At 65.8% G+C, this 14717-nt stretch carries 15 protein-coding genes; 6 read left to right on the forward strand and 9 right to left on the reverse strand.

Annotated elements, in window-relative coordinates; genetic code table 11:
• Positions 1 to 260: 260 nt before the first annotated feature.
• The 8 genes from ACVWY5_RS26985 to ACVWY5_RS27020 form a co-directional block, all read right to left on the reverse strand.
• Complete coding sequence (locus tag ACVWY5_RS26985; protein WP_028332655.1) at positions 261 to 1322, reverse strand: hypothetical protein; 1062 nt, start codon at positions 1320 to 1322, stop codon at positions 261 to 263.
• Positions 1323 to 1504: 182 nt separating this feature from the next.
• Positions 1505 to 2674, reverse strand: a complete 1170-nt coding sequence (locus ACVWY5_RS26990; RefSeq protein WP_028332656.1) for a mandelate racemase/muconate lactonizing enzyme family protein — start codon at positions 2672 to 2674, stop codon at positions 1505 to 1507.
• Positions 2675 to 2822: 148 nt separating this feature from the next.
• Positions 2823 to 3083: a DUF3297 family protein gene (locus ACVWY5_RS26995; protein WP_028332657.1), complete on the reverse strand. Its 261-nt coding sequence runs from the start codon at positions 3081 to 3083 to the stop codon at positions 2823 to 2825.
• Positions 3080 to 3556: a glutathione peroxidase gene (locus ACVWY5_RS27000; RefSeq protein WP_028332658.1), complete on the reverse strand. Its 477-nt coding sequence runs from the start codon at positions 3554 to 3556 to the stop codon at positions 3080 to 3082. The genes ACVWY5_RS26995 and ACVWY5_RS27000 overlap by 4 nt, the downstream gene beginning before the upstream one ends.
• 1 nt (position 3557) lies before the next feature.
• Entirely contained in the window at positions 3558 to 4949 is a 1392-nt protein-coding gene (locus tag ACVWY5_RS27005; protein WP_028332659.1) for an amidase family protein, read from the reverse strand.
• A gap of 71 nt (positions 4950 to 5020) precedes the next feature.
• The gene (locus tag ACVWY5_RS27010) at positions 5021 to 5590 is read right to left on the reverse strand and encodes a c-type cytochrome (RefSeq protein ID WP_028332660.1); all 570 of its coding nucleotides are present in this window, start codon (positions 5588 to 5590) and stop codon (positions 5021 to 5023) included.
• A gap of 134 nt (positions 5591 to 5724) precedes the next feature.
• Positions 5725 to 6996, reverse strand: coding sequence for a PQQ-dependent sugar dehydrogenase (locus tag ACVWY5_RS27015; protein ID WP_028332661.1), 1272 nt, complete (start codon positions 6994 to 6996; stop codon positions 5725 to 5727).
• A gap of 166 nt (positions 6997 to 7162) precedes the next feature.
• Positions 7163 to 7420, reverse strand: a complete 258-nt coding sequence (locus tag ACVWY5_RS27020) for a DUF6894 family protein (protein WP_028332662.1) — start codon at positions 7418 to 7420, stop codon at positions 7163 to 7165.
• A 328-nt stretch (positions 7421 to 7748) separates the two neighbouring features.
• Here ACVWY5_RS27020 and pqqA point away from each other — a divergent pair, with 328 nt between their 5' ends.
• From pqqA to pip, 6 genes are all read left to right on the forward strand, one after another.
• Entirely contained in the window at positions 7749 to 7829 is an 81-nt protein-coding gene (gene pqqA / locus ACVWY5_RS27025; RefSeq protein WP_035635412.1) for a pyrroloquinoline quinone precursor peptide PqqA, read from the forward strand.
• A gap of 159 nt (positions 7830 to 7988) precedes the next feature.
• Complete coding sequence (pqqB, locus tag ACVWY5_RS27030) at positions 7989 to 8918, forward strand: pyrroloquinoline quinone biosynthesis protein PqqB (protein WP_028332663.1); 930 nt, start codon at positions 7989 to 7991, stop codon at positions 8916 to 8918.
• 20 nt (positions 8919 to 8938) lie between these two features.
• Positions 8939 to 9694: a pyrroloquinoline-quinone synthase PqqC gene (gene pqqC, locus ACVWY5_RS27035; RefSeq protein ID WP_028332664.1), complete on the forward strand. Its 756-nt coding sequence runs from the start codon at positions 8939 to 8941 to the stop codon at positions 9692 to 9694.
• A 10-nt stretch (positions 9695 to 9704) separates the two neighbouring features.
• Complete coding sequence (gene pqqD / locus ACVWY5_RS27040) at positions 9705 to 10013, forward strand: pyrroloquinoline quinone biosynthesis peptide chaperone PqqD (protein WP_028332665.1); 309 nt, start codon at positions 9705 to 9707, stop codon at positions 10011 to 10013.
• The gene (pqqE, locus tag ACVWY5_RS27045) at positions 10010 to 11242 is read left to right on the forward strand and encodes a pyrroloquinoline quinone biosynthesis protein PqqE (RefSeq protein ID WP_028332666.1); all 1233 of its coding nucleotides are present in this window, start codon (positions 10010 to 10012) and stop codon (positions 11240 to 11242) included. Before pqqD ends, pqqE begins: the two co-directional genes overlap by 4 nt.
• Positions 11232 to 12203, forward strand: coding sequence for a prolyl aminopeptidase (gene pip / locus ACVWY5_RS27050; protein ID WP_028332667.1), 972 nt, complete (start codon positions 11232 to 11234; stop codon positions 12201 to 12203). Before pqqE ends, pip begins: the two co-directional genes overlap by 11 nt.
• A gap of 65 nt (positions 12204 to 12268) precedes the next feature.
• Here the strand turns inward: pip and ACVWY5_RS27055 are convergent, their stop codons facing one another.
• Positions 12269 to 14647 carry a caspase family protein gene (locus ACVWY5_RS27055; protein WP_028332668.1) on the reverse strand — a complete coding sequence of 793 codons (2379 nt, stop codon included), beginning with the start codon at positions 14645 to 14647 and terminating at the stop codon, positions 12269 to 12271.
• Positions 14648 to 14717: the final 70 nt, after the last annotated feature.

A 14717-nucleotide genomic window follows, 5' to 3' on the forward strand; every position in this document is an offset into this window, starting at 1 on the left:
TGCGCCGTCCTCTAGTGAGGTGAGGCGCTGTGCGTCCAGACGACGGAGCTGAGAAAATTTTTGCGTGACGACGGAATAAAATCGCGACGAATGGACGCGGATACACCTCGCGGCGAGCGCAGGGTTGGAAAAGTCAAGGATGCGAATGGTTTCTGTTGGCTTCCGGATTTGCGCCTGGAAAAGAAGAGCGGCGCTTGCGCGCCGCACTTCTTGTAGCGATTCCAGATTGTAGCGGTTCTAAAACGATCAGGACGTCGCGGTCATGCGGTTGCAGACCGCGGCCGCAACCCCGCCGGCAGATGCGCGTCGATCCAGCCGGTGATCGCACGCTGGTTGCGATGGTAGAGCAGGCCTGCGGCGATCACGGCAATCCCGATCAGCGACAGCGAGAACGGAAACCACAGCGAGTCCTTGAAGACGACGTCGGCGAGATGGCCGAGATAGAGGCAGATGCCGAACGCGCCGAACACCGCATAGGCGCGCCGCATCAGGATCACGGCGATCACGATCAGGCCGACATTGAGCAGGCAGTACACTGCCTTGCTCAATTCGGTTGAACCTTCGGACGCGCTAATTCCGCCCCAGAACGCCATCAGGCCGAACAAATGCAGCCAGAACGCAAAGTCGCCGTTGCGGCTGCGATAGTCCACGATCCAGGCCACCGCGAGCACGGCGAGTCCGAACCAGATCGACACCCTGCGGCGCATCTCGAAATCTGCGTGAGCCATGCCGCTGAACCACGGCGCCAGGTCCATCGACATGAACCACAGCGCGACCGAGATGATCGCGACGATGAAAGCGAAGCGGTAGTAGCGCAACGCCACGACGCCGGCGGCGACGGTCGCGATCTCCATGAAGATCCAGCTGCCCTTCACCCAGACGTAGAAGTCCTGCACGGTTCCCGGCTTGCCGAACTTGCCCCACCAGCCAAGCTCGTCCTGGATTCCGTAGACCGCGAGCGGCGCCATCGAGACCGCGATCGCGATCAGCAGGCCGCCGGGAACCCGCAGATTCTTGTCGTGCCAGAGGTGGTGACCCGCCACGCTGAACCCGACCGCATAGGCGATCGCGCAGGCCGTCAGCGCGCGACCGCCCATCTGGGTGAAGGCCAGGGTCGAGAACAAGCCCATGGCACCGATCACGATGAGCGCGCCAGCGTACCAGAGCACATGAGCGGCATCGAATTTGGCGGCGGGACTTGCATCGCCCGCCGGACCCTGCCCGGCGCTGCTCGCCAGGAAAGCGAGCAACCGTTCCAGATCGGCCGGGCTGATCACCCCGGCATTTGCGGCGTCCCGGAGATCCTTGGCTGAATATGGCATGCAGCTATCCTCACGGCCGGTTTTCGCGCCTACCCCCTGATCATCCGGGAGAAAGACGCCCTGTCCTCATGAGTATATCCGGAAATGAGCAACGTTCAATAATTTCTTGAGCGCCGCTCACGAATTTTTGCGAACGAACTCAGGCCACCCCGCGCCCGGCGGATCGCCAGTCGCGGGCGGACTTAGTCCGCCAGCGCCTTCATCTCCTTGTAGAGATCGGATTTGCCCTCGAAGCCGATGCCCGGAAGGTCGGGCATCACGATGTGGCCACCCTCGACGAGCACGCCGTCCGGGAAGCCGCCATAGGGCTGGAACAGGTCGGGGTAGCTCTCGTTGCCGCCGAGGCCGAGGCCGGCCGCGATGTTCAGCGACATCTGGTGGCCGCCATGCGGGATGCAGCGGCTCGGCGACCAGCCGTGGGTCTTCAGCACCTCGAGCGTGCGCTGATACTCGCAGAGCCCGTAGGACAGCGCGCAATCGAATTGCAGCCAGTCGCGGTCCGGCCGCATGCCGCCGTAGCGGATCAGGTTGCGTGCATCCTGGTGGCTGAACAGGTTCTCGCCGGTCGCCATCGGGCCGGGATAGAACTCGGCCAGCGCGGCCTGCAGCGCGTAGTCGAGCGGGTCGCCGGCCTCCTCGTACCAGAACAGCGGGTACTCGCGCAGCATCTTGGCGTAGGCGATCGCGGTCTCCAGATCGAAGCGGCCGTTGGCGTCGACCGCAAGCTGCGCCTCGCTGCCGATCTCCTTCAGCACCGCCTCGATGCGCTCGCGGTCCTCGCCGAGCGGCGCTCCGCCGATCTTCATCTTCACGACGTTGTAGCCGCGATCGAGATAGCCGCGCATCTCCTTGCGCAGCGCGCCGAGGTCCTTGCCAGGATAGTAATAGCCGCCGGCGGCGTAGACGAACACGCGCGGATTGGCGGTGCGGCCGTGGCGCTCGGCGAGCAGCCGGAACAGCGGCTTGCCCGCGATCTTCGCCACCGCGTCCCACACCGCCATGTCGATGGTGCCGACCGCGACCGAGCGCTCGCCATGGCCGCCCGGTTTCTCGTTCGACATCAGCGTCGACCAGACCTTGTCCGGATCGAGATTGCCGCCATCGGCATCGAGCAGCGATTTCGGATCGGCTTCCTTGAGGCGCGGCGCAAAGCGCTCGCGGATCAGACCGCCCTGCCCGTAACGGCCGTTGGAATTGAAGCCGTAGCCGACCACCCGCTTGCCGTCGCGCACCACGTCGGTGACCACGGCCACCAGGCTCGAGGTCATCTTGGTGAAGTCGATATAGGCGTTGCGGATCGGCGAGGAGATCGGCTTGGTCACCTCGCGGACGTCGACGATACGGACGGACATGGGGGGCTTTCTATTGGAGTCATTTCGGGGCGATGCGAAGCATCGAACCCTCAAGGTATGCAGTTGCACACCGAGAATCTCGGGATTCCCCGGTGCGCAATTGCGCACCTGCGGTCTGGTCCTTCGGACCATCCCGGAATGACGGTTGCTACTTCTTATCCCGGAAATACGGCTCGACCGGCCCGTGCACCTTGATGGTGAGCGGATTGCCGTAACGGTCCTTGGCATTACCAGCGGTGACGCGGACCCAGCCTTCGCTGATGCAGTACTCCTCGACATTGGTCTTCTCGACACCCTTGAATCGGATGCCGACATCGCGGGCGAGAATATCCGCATTGTAGTACGGGCTGTTCGGATCGACCGAGAGGCGGTCGGGGAATTGGTCGTTGGTGTCGTTGTCGTCGCTCATAGCAGCGCCTCGATGTCCTTCCTCAATCCTTCGGGCCGGGCGGTCGGCGCATGCCGCGCCACGACCTTGCCGGCGCGATCGACCAGGAACTTGGTGAAGTTCCATTTGATCGCCGGCCCGAGCAGGCCCGACTTCTCACGTTTCAGGTGTTCGTACAATGGATGCGCACCTGAGCCATTGACGTCGATCTTGGCGAACATCGGAAACGTCACAGCGTAGTTGGTCTCGCAGAACGCGGCGATCTGCTTCGCGTCGCCCGGCTCCTGCGCGCCGAACTGGTTGCAGGGGAAGCCGAGCACGGCAAAGCCGCGCGGCGACAGCCCGGCGTGCAGCTCCTGCAGGCCCTTATATTGCGGCGTGAACCCGCACGCGCTCGCCGTGTTCACGATCAAGAGCACCTGGCCCTCGAACCGCTGCAACGGCACGTCGTCGCCGGCGAGCGACTTGGCGGTGAAATCGTAGACGGTCGCCATCTCAACCGACCGGATCGATCGCAGCCGACGGCGTGCCGCCGGCCTCGACCGCTTCACCAGCGGCAAGGCAGAGATCCTCGCGGTAGCGTCCGGCCACCAGTTGCACGCCGACCGGGATCCGTCCCACGAGACCGGTGGAGACCACGAGCCCGGGAAGCCCCATGAACGGGATCGCGATCTGCGGCAGCTGCGCGTGCCACACCCGCGCGAACGACGCCTCGTCCTTGCGGTCGAGATGGTCGGGGAACGGCAGCTCGCCGGAGACCGGCATCAGCAGCACCGGATATTTGTCGAAGAAAGCAAACCATTCGCGCGTCAGGGTGGCGCGGCGGGTGAGCGCCTGCGACAGGTCGAACGGATGCACCCGGGCGCGGACGCCGCGCAGACAGGCCAGTGCGCCGGGATCGCCCTCGCGCTCGGCGAAGGCGAGCTGGGCCTCATAGCCGTCGCCGAGCCAGAGCCGGGTCTGAATCTCGGCCGCCTCGCGCAAGGACGGCGTGTTTGCAATTTCCTCGACGATCCAGCCGGCCTTCTGCAAGCGCTTGCCGGCGTCGGCCACCGCGGCGACCACTTCCGGCACCGGATTAAGTCCATCCGGATTGAGGCACATCGCAACGCGCTTCTCGCGCGGCGGACCCTCGAGCGGCACCGGCGCATACCAGGGGTCGCGATAGTCCGGCGCCGACATCGCCGCGAGCGAAATGCGCAGATCGTTGACGGTGCGCGCCAGCGGGCCCGACACCGCGCTGATCTGCGGGCCGATCGGCCGCTCCGGCAAAGCCGAATTGAAGGCCGGGATGCGGCCCATGCTCGGCCGCAGGCCGTGCACGCCGCAGGCATAGGCCGGATAGCGCACCGAGCCGGCGATATCGGTGCCGTGCGCGATGTGGCCGATGCCGGCCGCGACCGCTGAGCCCGCGCCGCCGGACGAGCCGCCCGGGGTGATGCCGGGATCGCGCGGGTTCTTGGTGTCGCCGTGAATGAGGTTGGTGGTGAACCAGCGATAGGAGACCGCCGGACAATTGGTGCGGCCGAGCAGCACCGCGCCGGCCTTGCGCAGATTGGCGACCACCGGATTATCGACCTTGGCGATGACGTCGCGCTGTGCCTTCAGCCCGTTGGTGGTGGCGTAGCCCTCCTGGTCGACATTGACCTTGATCGTGACCGGCACGCCGGCGAGCGGCCCGACCGCCTCGCCGCGCCCAATGGCCGCATCGACCTTGGCGGCCTGCGCCAGCACGTCGTCCGGCCGGTGATCGACCACCGCGTTGAGCTTCGGGTTGACCGCATCGAGCCGGGCGAGCCCCGCCTCCGCCGCCTCCTTCGCCGACACCTTCTTCGATTTGATGAGGCTGGCGAGCTCGGCCGCCGACAGACGCCAAATATCCTGCATGTGCAACTCCGTGTGACGCTGCGTTTTAGCGCCGCGCGGAGAACATGACTAGCGGCCCGCCGCCCGATGTTTCAGCGGACATGCGCGATGTAATAGGCAAGGTCGCCGATCTGCTCCTTGGTGACCGTCTGCATCACGTCGGCCATGGTGGCGTCATAGCCGTGGCGGCTGTTGTCCTTGTATTCGGCCAGCGTCTTGGCGAGGTAGTCCTCGCGCTGGTTGGCGATGCGCGGGACATTCTCCTTGCCGGAGAAATCGGTGTTGTGGCAGCTGTTGCAGCGGTTCTGCTGCGCCAGCGCCTGGCCCCGCGCCATCCGCGCCGGATCGCCGGCATCAGCAGGCGGCGTGGGCTTCGGTAAGGTCGCGATGAAATCCGAGAAGCTGCGCAAATCGTCGTCGGTCAGCGGCTTCGCCATCTCGTTCATCGGCTCGAACACCCGCAGCTTCTCGCGGAACATGAAGAGCTGGATCAGCGCATAGGGCGCCGTCTGGCCGCCGAGCGACGGCGTGTTCTCGGTTTCCGACGTGCCATGCTCGCCATGGCAGGCAAAGCACGCCGCGGCGCGACCCTGAATGGTCTCGGCATTTGCGGAGAAAACAGTAAATGCAGCCAGAAGCCCTGGAATGATCGTCTTGCGCATCGGTTGCTCCCGGCAATTCCGTCATTCCGGGCTGGTGCGCGAGCACCAGACCCGGAATCTCGAGATTCTCGGTGCGCAACTGCGCACCTGCGGGTTCGATGCTGCGCATCGCCCCGGAATGACGTTGGTGGTTGTTACTGATTGGCGACCTTGGGCTTGCCGTAGCTGACGCGATAGACCGCGCCGTTCCAGTCGTCGGAGACCAGCATCGAGCCGTCCTTCAGCAGCATGACGTCGACCGGGCGGCCGACATACTTGTTGTCGTCGAGGAAGCCGGTCAGGAACGGCTCCATCGACTTCACGGTGCCGTCCTTGTTCAGCCTGACGGCGACCACGTCACCGCCCTGCTTCTGCGACTTGTTCCATGAGCCGTGACGCGCGACGAAGATCACGTTCCTGTAGCTCTTCGGGAACATGCTGCCGGTGTAGAAGCGCATGCCGAGCGACGCGGTATGCGGGCCCATCAGGCCGACCGGAGCGATGTAGTCCTTGCAGTTCTTGCCCCAGCCGAGCTCCTGGTCGATGATGTTGCCTTGGTAGCAGTACGGCGCGCCGAAATCCTCGCCCGCCTTGGTGATGCGGTTAAGCTCGTCTTCCGGCACCGTCTCCGACAGCCAGTCGCGGCCGTTGTCGGTGAAGTACATCTGCTTGTTCTCGGGATTCCAGTCGAAGCCGACCGTGTTGCGCACGCCGAGCGCATAGACCTCGGCGCCGGAGCCATCGAGATTCATGCGGCGGATCTGGCCGTGGTCGGCGTCGTGCAGCACGTTGTTGCCGGGCTGGCCGACCGGAACATAGAGCTTGCTGTCGGGACCGACGGCGATGAACTTCCAGCCATGCGCCTCGTCCTTCGGCAGCTTGTCGTAAATGACCGTGGGCTTCGGCGGGTTGTCCAGATTGTCCTCGATCTTGTCGATCTTGGAGACCTTCGAGAGCTCGGCGATGTAAAGCGTGCCGTCCTTGAAGGCGACGCCGTTCGGACGATAGAGGCCGGAGGCGATCACCTTGACCGAGCGCTTGCCGTCCTTGTTGACGATCGCATAGACCTTGTCGACGAGCCGGCTGCCGACGAACACCGTGCCCTTGTCGCCGAGCGCCAGCGAGCGCGCATTGGCCATGCCGGCCGCATAGACCTCGACATTGAAGCCGGCCGGCGCCTTGAGCTTGGCGAGTGGCAGCTTGTCGGGCGCGGACGGCAGCGGCGGCGGCGCCACCGGCGCGAGCTTGGCGGCGGCTTCATTGTCCGGACGCCCGATCAAGGGCGAGCCAGGCGGCAGCGGCTGGGCGGCGGGGGCGGCACCTGCCGCCGGCGCGGCCGGCTGCTGCGCCGCAGCAGAGAGCGTGAACGCCCCGAGCATGGCCCCCGCGAGCAGCAAGCTGCGCGGTGCGAACGAGTGTTTTTTCATGAAGATCTCCCCTGGGTGGAAGCCGTTGTTAATTGCGCCATTGACGTCGCCCGGCGCCGTTCGGCTTTCCGTTCATAGTCTTGTGAATTTGTCCGGACAATTGCAATCGGAAACGTGCTGGCATCGGCCAACGCATGGTTGTGGCCGCGCGGCGGGCCAGCGCGCGTCAGTGCCTTGTCATCGAGCGGTCCGGGCGGTCGAGAATCGCCTCCGTGAATGGAAACTCCAGCACGACCTCGCCCTCGTCGTCGGTCACCTCGATCACGGCGCTGAGCAGCGCGCCGTCGGCGCCCTCGGTCTTGAGCAGCTCGCGAATCATCGCGCGCGCCATTTCCCACGCACGATCCGGGTCCCGCAGGATTTCGCCGTCGGGATCGGAGATCAGCTCGTCGCCGATACGGGTGTTGAAGAAATAGCGTGGCATCGGCTGAACTCGGCTCGGTTAGTCGCCTCCCGTCACGGGGAAGCACAGGATCGTCACCAGGACCTTCGGAGGACCGCGGGGCTGCTGTCTACTTATTCCAACATCACCATTCACCGTGTGGCGAACAACAGGAAAAAGGTCTGATGCCACGGGCTTTTGACGGGAAACGCGCGCACAAATTTGTGAGTGGGCAGGATTTGCTTGCCGCAGTGCAGCATGCCCCTTCGAGGCGGCACCTTACAGAAAATTTAACTGGCGAACTTTTCCAAACCACAGTAATTTAGCCTGCAGGGCGGAAAGTTCGTCCGGTTGCAACAAGGAGAGCCAAATGGCCTGGAAAGCACCGAAGATCGTCGAAGTGTCGGTCGGCATGGAAATCAACATGTATATGTGCGCAACCCGCAAGTAAGCGGTAGCGCCCTCTACACGTTTAGCGTTTTAGCGCAGGTGGACATCCGGGCGTAACGCGCTCCCGAACAAGGGAGTGTGTTTCAAATCCGGAGTCCACCTCGTAACGTTTCTGGGTCCAACAAACTTCTCCAGGCCAAGCTTCTCCAGGGGACGGATCATGCTTCGTGTCGTCGTCCTGGGTGCCGCAGCGGGTGGCGGCGTTCCGCAGTGGAACTGTGGCTGTGCCGTCTGCAGGACGGCGCGAAGCAACCATCCCGAACTGCAGAGCACGCAAGCCTCGATCGCCGTCAGCGGCGATGGCGTGCACTGGTTCCTGGTCAATGCCTCCCCGGATCTGCGCCAGCAGCTGATTGCCACGTCGCAGCTGCATCCGAGGCCTGGCGCACTGCGCCATAGTCCGATCGCGGGCGTCATCCTCACCAATGGCGAGATCGACGCGGTCGCAGGGCTGCTGTCGATGCGTGAGGGATCGCCGTTCACGATCTACGCGCATGAGCGGGTGCTTGCGATCCTGCGCTCGAACAGCATCTTCAACGTGCTCAGTGACAAGAACGTCGACCGTCGGCCGATCGCGGTCGACCAGGCCTTCGAACCGGCCCTGCCCGACGGATCGCCGTCCGGGCTCGAGGTGCTGCCGTTTGAGGTTCCCGGCAAGGGCGCATGGTATCTCGAGGGCAAGGCGCATCCGGCGGGCGCCGACGGCGTCGGCGATACGCTCGGCCTGCGTATTGCGGACAGGCGCAGCAGCAAATATTTCTATTTCCTGGCCGCCTGCGCACGGGTGACTGACGACCTGAAATCCCGGCTCAGGGGCGCCCCGCTGGTGTTTTTCGACGGCACGGTGTGGCGCGACGACGAACTGATCGCGGCGGGCCTTGGCAACAAGACCGGCCAGGGCATGGGCCATATCGCGATGTCGGGCGATCAGGGTGCGATCGCCAGCCTCGCCGGGCTCGACATCGGACGAAAAGTGTTTTTGCATATCAACAACTCCAACCCGGCGCTGCTTGGGACCTCGGCCGAACGCAAGGCGGCCGAACAGGCGGGCTGGCAGATTCCCTCCGACGGAACGGAGATCGTGCTGTGAATGTCGTGCCTACCACCGGAATGACCGCGCTCTCGATCGGCAAGGGCATCACGCTCGACAGTGCCGCGGAGATGGAGGCGACGCTGCGCACGATCGGTGCCACGCGCTATCACAGTCTGCACCCGTTCCACCGCCTGCTGCACGGCGGCAAGCTCAACAAGGGCCAGGTCCAGGCCTGGGCGTTGAACCGCTATTACTACCAAAGCACGATCCCGCTGAAGGACGCGATGGTGATCTCGCGCTTCCGCGACCGCAAAACAAGGATCGAATGGCGCCATCGCATCGAGGATCACGACGGCGATCTCGGCAATGAAGGCGGCATCGAGCGCTGGCTGAAGCTGACCGAAGGCCTCGGCCTCGACACTGCCTATGTGGAGTCCACCGAAGGCATTCTGCCGGCGACGCGCTTCGCCGTCGAAGCCTATGTGCATTTCTGCCGCGACCGCACCCCGCTGGAGGCGATCGCCTCCTCGCTCACCGAATTGTTCGCGCCGAACCTGCACGAGGAGCGCATCTCGGGGATGCTGAAGCACTACGACTTCGTCAACCCCGACATCATGAGCTATTTCAGCCGCCGCCTGACCCAGGCGCCGCGCGACGCCGGCTTTGCGCTTGATTATGTCAAGCAGCATGCCAGGACGCCGGCGGAGCGCGAAGCGGTCTGCAACGCGCTGATCTTCAAGACCAACGTGCTGTGGGTGCAGCTCGACGCGCTGTATCATGCGTATGTCGACGGCCAGATTCCGCCCGGCGCCTTCGTGCCGAAGACAGGTTAGAGACACGATCATGGCCAGCCGCAACATCAATGTCAGCGAGACCAGCCGGCCGAAACTGCCGCGCCATACCAAGCTGAAATTCGACGAGACGCGGCAGGTCTGGGTTATCCTGGCGCCGGAGCGCGTGCTGGCGCCGGACGACATCGCGGTCGAGGTACTGCAGCTGTGTGACGGCGTGCGCAGTGTCGCCGAGATGGTGGACCAACTCGCGGAAAAATACGCCGCCCCACGCGAGGCGATCGCGACCGACGTGATCGCGATGCTGCAGGATCTGGCCGACAAGGGTTTTCTCACCGAAGCGCGCGAGAGCACAGCATGAGTGACACGCTCGCCGACAACAAGACGACGACAGCAGGCCCAACCGACGGGCTCGCGGTGCTCGAACAAACGCGCTCGGCAGCCGAGACCTACGGCATCCCGCTCGCGGTGCTCCTCGAGGTCACCCACCGCTGCCCGCTGCAATGCCCCTATTGCTCCAACCCGGTCGAGCTCGACCGCGGCTCGACCGAGCTCACGTCAGACGAATGGAAGAAGGTGCTGAGCGAGCTTGCCGAGCTCGGCGTGCTGCAGATCCATTTCTCCGGCGGCGAGCCGACCGCGCGCAAGGACATCGTCGAGCTGGTGCAGCACGCGACCGATGTCGGGCTCTATTCCAACCTGATCACTTCGGCCGTGCTGTTGACCAGGGACAAGCTTTCGGCGCTGGCCGACGCCGGCCTCAGCCATGTGCAGATCAGCTTCCAGGGCAATGAACCCCGCGTCGCCGACCGCGTGGCAGGGCTGAAGGATGCGCACAAAAAGAAGCTCGAGGTCGCGAAATGGACGCGCGAGCTCGAATTGCCGCTCACGGTGAATGCGGTGATGCACCGGCAGAACCTGCATCAGCTGACCGATATCATCCAGATGGCGGTCGACCTCGACGCCGACCGGCTCGAGGTCGCCAACGTGCAGTATTACGGCTGGGCGCTGAAGAACCGCGCCGCGCTGATGCCGACGATCGAGCAGATCGAGGAGACCAGCCGCATCGTCGAGGAAGCCCAGGTGCGCCTGAAGGGCACGCTCGCGATCGACTATGTGGTGCCGGATTACTACGCGCTGCGGCCGAAGAAATGTATGGGCGGCTGGGGCCGGCAGTTCTTCAACATCTCGCCGGCCGGCAAGGTGCTGCCGTGCCACGCCGCCGAGAGCATCACCGGTCTCGAATTCGAATCGGTGCGCTCGAATCATTCGATCGCCTGGATCTGGCAGAACTCCGAGGCCTTCAACCGCTATCGCGGCACCGGCTGGATGCCGGAGCCTTGCAAGAGTTGCGAATTCCGCGAGATCGATTACGGCGGCTGCCGCTGCCAGGCCTTTGCGCTGACCGGCGATGCCGGCAACACCGACCCGGCCTGCGCGCTGTCGCCGCGACACGAGGAGATCTTCAAGCAGGCCGAGCGGGAATCCGCCGGCACGCAGAACCGCTTCCTGTATCGCAACTTCGCCGGCGGCACGCTGGAGACGGACGACCCCCGGAACGAATCCCAGGACAAGCGCAATGGCGCCTGACGCCGACGTCGGCAAGGCCGCGAGGCGTGCCGATCCCTTTGCGCCGCTGACGTCGGAATGGCTCGACGTCGGCGATGGCCACGATCTCCATGTCGAGAGCGTCGGGCGCGAGGGCGGCATCCCCGCGGTCTATCTGCATGGCGGCCCCGGCAGCGGCTGCCAGCCCGATCATCGTCGGCTGTTCGATCCCGAGCGCTTTCACGCCGTGCTGTTCGACCAGCGCGGCTGCGGTCGCAGCCGGCCGAAGGGCAGCCGCGACAACAACACGACGCAGCACCTGATCGCGGACATGGAGAAGATCCGAGAGCGCTTCGGCTTCGCGCGCTGGATGGTGGTCGGCGGCTCCTGGGGCGCGACGCTGGCGCTGGCCTATGCGCAGGCCCATCCTGACAGGGTCAGCGGGCTGGTGCTGCGCGCGACGTTTCTCGGCACAGCCGAGGAGCTGGACGACGTTTTCCTGCGCGCCCTGCCGCGCTTCTATCCCGCCCTCCACGAGGACTTCCTCAACGTCCTGCCCGAGAGCGAGCGCGCATCGCCGCTTGCGGCCTATTATCGCCGCATCCTCGATCCGGACGCCGCCGTGCACGCGCCGGCCGCGCGCGCCTGGCACGACACCGAACGCGCGTTGTCGGAGCACACGCCGAAGCAGACGCGGCTCGACCTCAAGGCCTCGGGCGCCCTGCCCTCGACGCCGTTCATGGAGGCGCATTACTTCGCCAACAATTGCTTCATGCGGCCGCGTCAATTGATGGACGAGGCCGGCAGGCTCGCCGGCATTCCCGGCATCCTGGTGCAGGGTCGTTACGATCTGTTGTGCCCGCCCGCGACATCGCACGCGCTCGCCGCGCGCTGGCCGGGCAGCGAGGTCCGCATCATCGATGGCGCGGGCCATATCCTTTACGATCCCGGCATCCGCAACGCCGTGATGAAGGCGATCGCGGATCTGGCGGCCAAGCGCTAAAGCGCCGCCGGAACACCCTCGACATCAAGAGCCGGTGAAGAACTCGACCGGCTCCCTTGCTTCCCTCAATGTTTGCACTTGCCGGGAGGACATGCCGGCGCTGCCCGTGGCGCGGCCGCGGGCCTTGGCGGCGCCGCCATCCGCGGTGGCGGCGCTGCGTGTTGCACCTGCATCGCCGGCCGTGGCGGCGGCGCGGCGCGCGGAGCCGGCGCCGGCGCCGGACGCGGCGGCAAAGCCGCAGCACGAGGTGGCGGGGCAACCGGCCGCGGCGGCGGAGCCGCAGCCCGGACTGGCGGAGCTACGGCATGGACTGGCGGAGCTGCCGCATGCGCCGGCGCGGGCCGGGAGACCGGCGCCGGCGACACTGCCGCGCGCGCGGGTGCCGGGCGCGCGGCCGGGGTCGGCCGTGTCGACATCGCGCGGTTCGCCGGCGACGGCGCCGCCGAGGGCTTCACGTTTGCGGTCGGAGCGGTCGCCGCATGCGGAAGCGGTTGCGCACGTGGCTTGCCGGCGGCCGCGGGTGAGGCGGGCGCGTTTGTCGCCGGCGCGGCACCGGGCTTGGCCGGAGGAGCAGGCTGCGCATTGGCAGGCGCCATGGCAGCCGCCGGCTTGCCCGGCACCACCGTATTCGGCTTTGTCCCCGGTTGCGCGGCGCCGGGTTGTGCGGCTCCCGGCGGCACAGCGCCATGCTGCATGGCATTGGCCGGTGCGGTTGCCGACTGCGGCAGCGGCGGTCCATTTTTCGCGCCCGGCAGGGTATGCGCACCCGGTGTGCCCGGCGCGCCCATCGCATTCGGTGCGGCGGCGGCATTCGGAGTGGCAGCGGCGTTCGGTGCCGCGGCAGCATTTGGTGCCGCGCGCGGAGCTCCCATCGCCGCACCTTGCGCGGGCGTCACGCCTTGCGGAGCGCCCGGCAGATTGGCGCGCTGCATCGCCGCGGCCGGCAGTCGCGGTGCCGCCGTCACCGGCGCGCCGCCCATCGCCGCCGTCACCCCGGCCGCATGGAGCTGCGCCGGCGTCGGGTTGGGATTGTTGATGACCGTGTTGATGACAGTGGTGTTGTGGATGTTGTTGAACACGATGTTGTTCTGCGGCGGCGCGACATAGGCCGGAGCGGCGACATAGGCCGGCATCGCCACGAACATCGGCGTCGGCAGCACGTACAGGCCGATCGGCGGCGGCGGTGGCGGCAGCACGACGAAGTCCGGCGGCGGCGGCGGCAGGAAGACCACCGGCGGCGGCGGAGGCGGCGCGAAGTCGAACACCGGATCGCTGTAGTACAGCACCGGACGGTCGACATAGACGACCTCGTCGGGCGGCGGCGGCGGCACGTCATAGTCGAGCGCCGTGAACTGCGGCGGCGGCTCGAGCGCGGCCGACAGATAGGCGAGCCGGCGCCGGGCGTCGTAGGCATGCGGCCCGCGCGGATAACGCCGCAGGTACGACCAGTACGCATCAGGCGTGTCGGCATTGTAGGTGCGCCGCCAGGTGATGGCCTCGCGCCGCGCCGCCACGATCGCGCGCACGCGCCTGGCCAGCGGATCGTCCGGATAGGCCTGCAGGTAATCCTCGTAGCCCTGCAGCGTGTCGCGCTCCAGCGCCGCGGCGTAGGCATCCTGCGCCGGGAAATCGCGGATCGGCTTGGTGCGCAGCCCGGCATCGACCTGCTGCGGCGGCGCGTCCGGCTTGCGCTCGAAGAACATGAAGGGCGCGTCGACCTTGTGTGCATCCCACGGGATCTCGGCGCCCTTGGTCATCTCGTTGACGCGCAGGCGGACGCGGTCGAACACTTCGGGCAGGGTCAGGCCGCCGGTGCGGATCATTTCCGCCAGCGCTTGCGCGTAAGGCCCGTAGGGCGGCGCACCGTCAGGGGCAACGGTGCCGGGCGCCGAATTGAAGCCGATCAGCATCTTCGGATCGGGATCGACCAGCGCAAGACCGCCGGCCAGCGGCTGGCCGTCCTTGGCGAAGGGATTGCTGCGCGCCGCATCGAGCACGATCACGCCGGCCTTGATCGGCAGCGCCGAGAGTTGATGGCTGTAGTCGGAGATGCGGATCGCCTCGACCGGCACGTCGGTGTCGCGGGCAATCTTGGCATCGACCGGCACGAAATAGTTCTCGCCGGTGAGCTGCACACCGTAGCCGGCGAGATAGACGAAGGCGACGGCATTGGGCCCCGCCTCCTGCACCTTCTGGATGAAATCGCGGAACGATTTGCGCAGCGTCTCGCCGTCGAGATCGCGCGCGCCGATCACGTCGAAGCCGGCGGCCTGCAAGGTCTGCGCGATCAGGCCGGCGTCGTTCGCGGCGGTCTGCAACGCGCCGGCCTCATAGGCGCCGTTGCCGACGACAAGTGCGAGACGCTTTTCCTGATCCTGCGCATGCACGGGAAGCGAGGCGAGCGACACCAGACCGACGATCAATGCCCACAGAATGCGTGCCATGGTGGTCGTCCCTTTTCTTCTCGAGAGTTGGCGTAACGAATGAAATGCTACCTCTGTGAACCGGTGCTGA

This window comes from Bradyrhizobium sp. USDA 3256 (assembly GCF_054058275.1).

Coding starts and splice junctions, on each gene's coding strand:
- ACVWY5_RS26985 (WP_028332655.1), bottom strand. CDS start 1,322: ATGCCATATTCAGCCAAGGATCTCCGGGACGCCGCAAATGCCGGGGTG.
- ACVWY5_RS26990 (WP_028332656.1), bottom strand. CDS start 2,674: ATGTCCGTCCGTATCGTCGACGTCCGCGAGGTGACCAAGCCGATCTCC.
- ACVWY5_RS26995 (WP_028332657.1), bottom strand. CDS start 3,083: ATGAGCGACGACAACGACACCAACGACCAATTCCCCGACCGCCTCTCG.
- ACVWY5_RS27000 (WP_028332658.1), bottom strand. CDS start 3,556: ATGGCGACCGTCTACGATTTCACCGCCAAGTCGCTCGCCGGCGACGAC.
- ACVWY5_RS27005 (WP_028332659.1), bottom strand. CDS start 4,949: ATGCAGGATATTTGGCGTCTGTCGGCGGCCGAGCTCGCCAGCCTCATC.
- ACVWY5_RS27010 (WP_028332660.1), bottom strand. CDS start 5,590: ATGCGCAAGACGATCATTCCAGGGCTTCTGGCTGCATTTACTGTTTTC.
- ACVWY5_RS27015 (WP_028332661.1), bottom strand. CDS start 6,996: ATGAAAAAACACTCGTTCGCACCGCGCAGCTTGCTGCTCGCGGGGGCC.
- ACVWY5_RS27020 (WP_028332662.1), bottom strand. CDS start 7,420: ATGCCACGCTATTTCTTCAACACCCGTATCGGCGACGAGCTGATCTCC.
- pqqA (WP_035635412.1), top strand. CDS start 7,749: ATGGCCTGGAAAGCACCGAAGATCGTCGAAGTGTCGGTCGGCATGGAA.
- pqqB (WP_028332663.1), top strand. CDS start 7,989: ATGCTTCGTGTCGTCGTCCTGGGTGCCGCAGCGGGTGGCGGCGTTCCG.
- pqqC (WP_028332664.1), top strand. CDS start 8,939: ATGACCGCGCTCTCGATCGGCAAGGGCATCACGCTCGACAGTGCCGCG.
- pqqD (WP_028332665.1), top strand. CDS start 9,705: ATGGCCAGCCGCAACATCAATGTCAGCGAGACCAGCCGGCCGAAACTG.
- pqqE (WP_028332666.1), top strand. CDS start 10,010: ATGAGTGACACGCTCGCCGACAACAAGACGACGACAGCAGGCCCAACC.
- pip (WP_028332667.1), top strand. CDS start 11,232: ATGGCGCCTGACGCCGACGTCGGCAAGGCCGCGAGGCGTGCCGATCCC.
- ACVWY5_RS27055 (WP_028332668.1), bottom strand. CDS start 14,647: ATGGCACGCATTCTGTGGGCATTGATCGTCGGTCTGGTGTCGCTCGCC.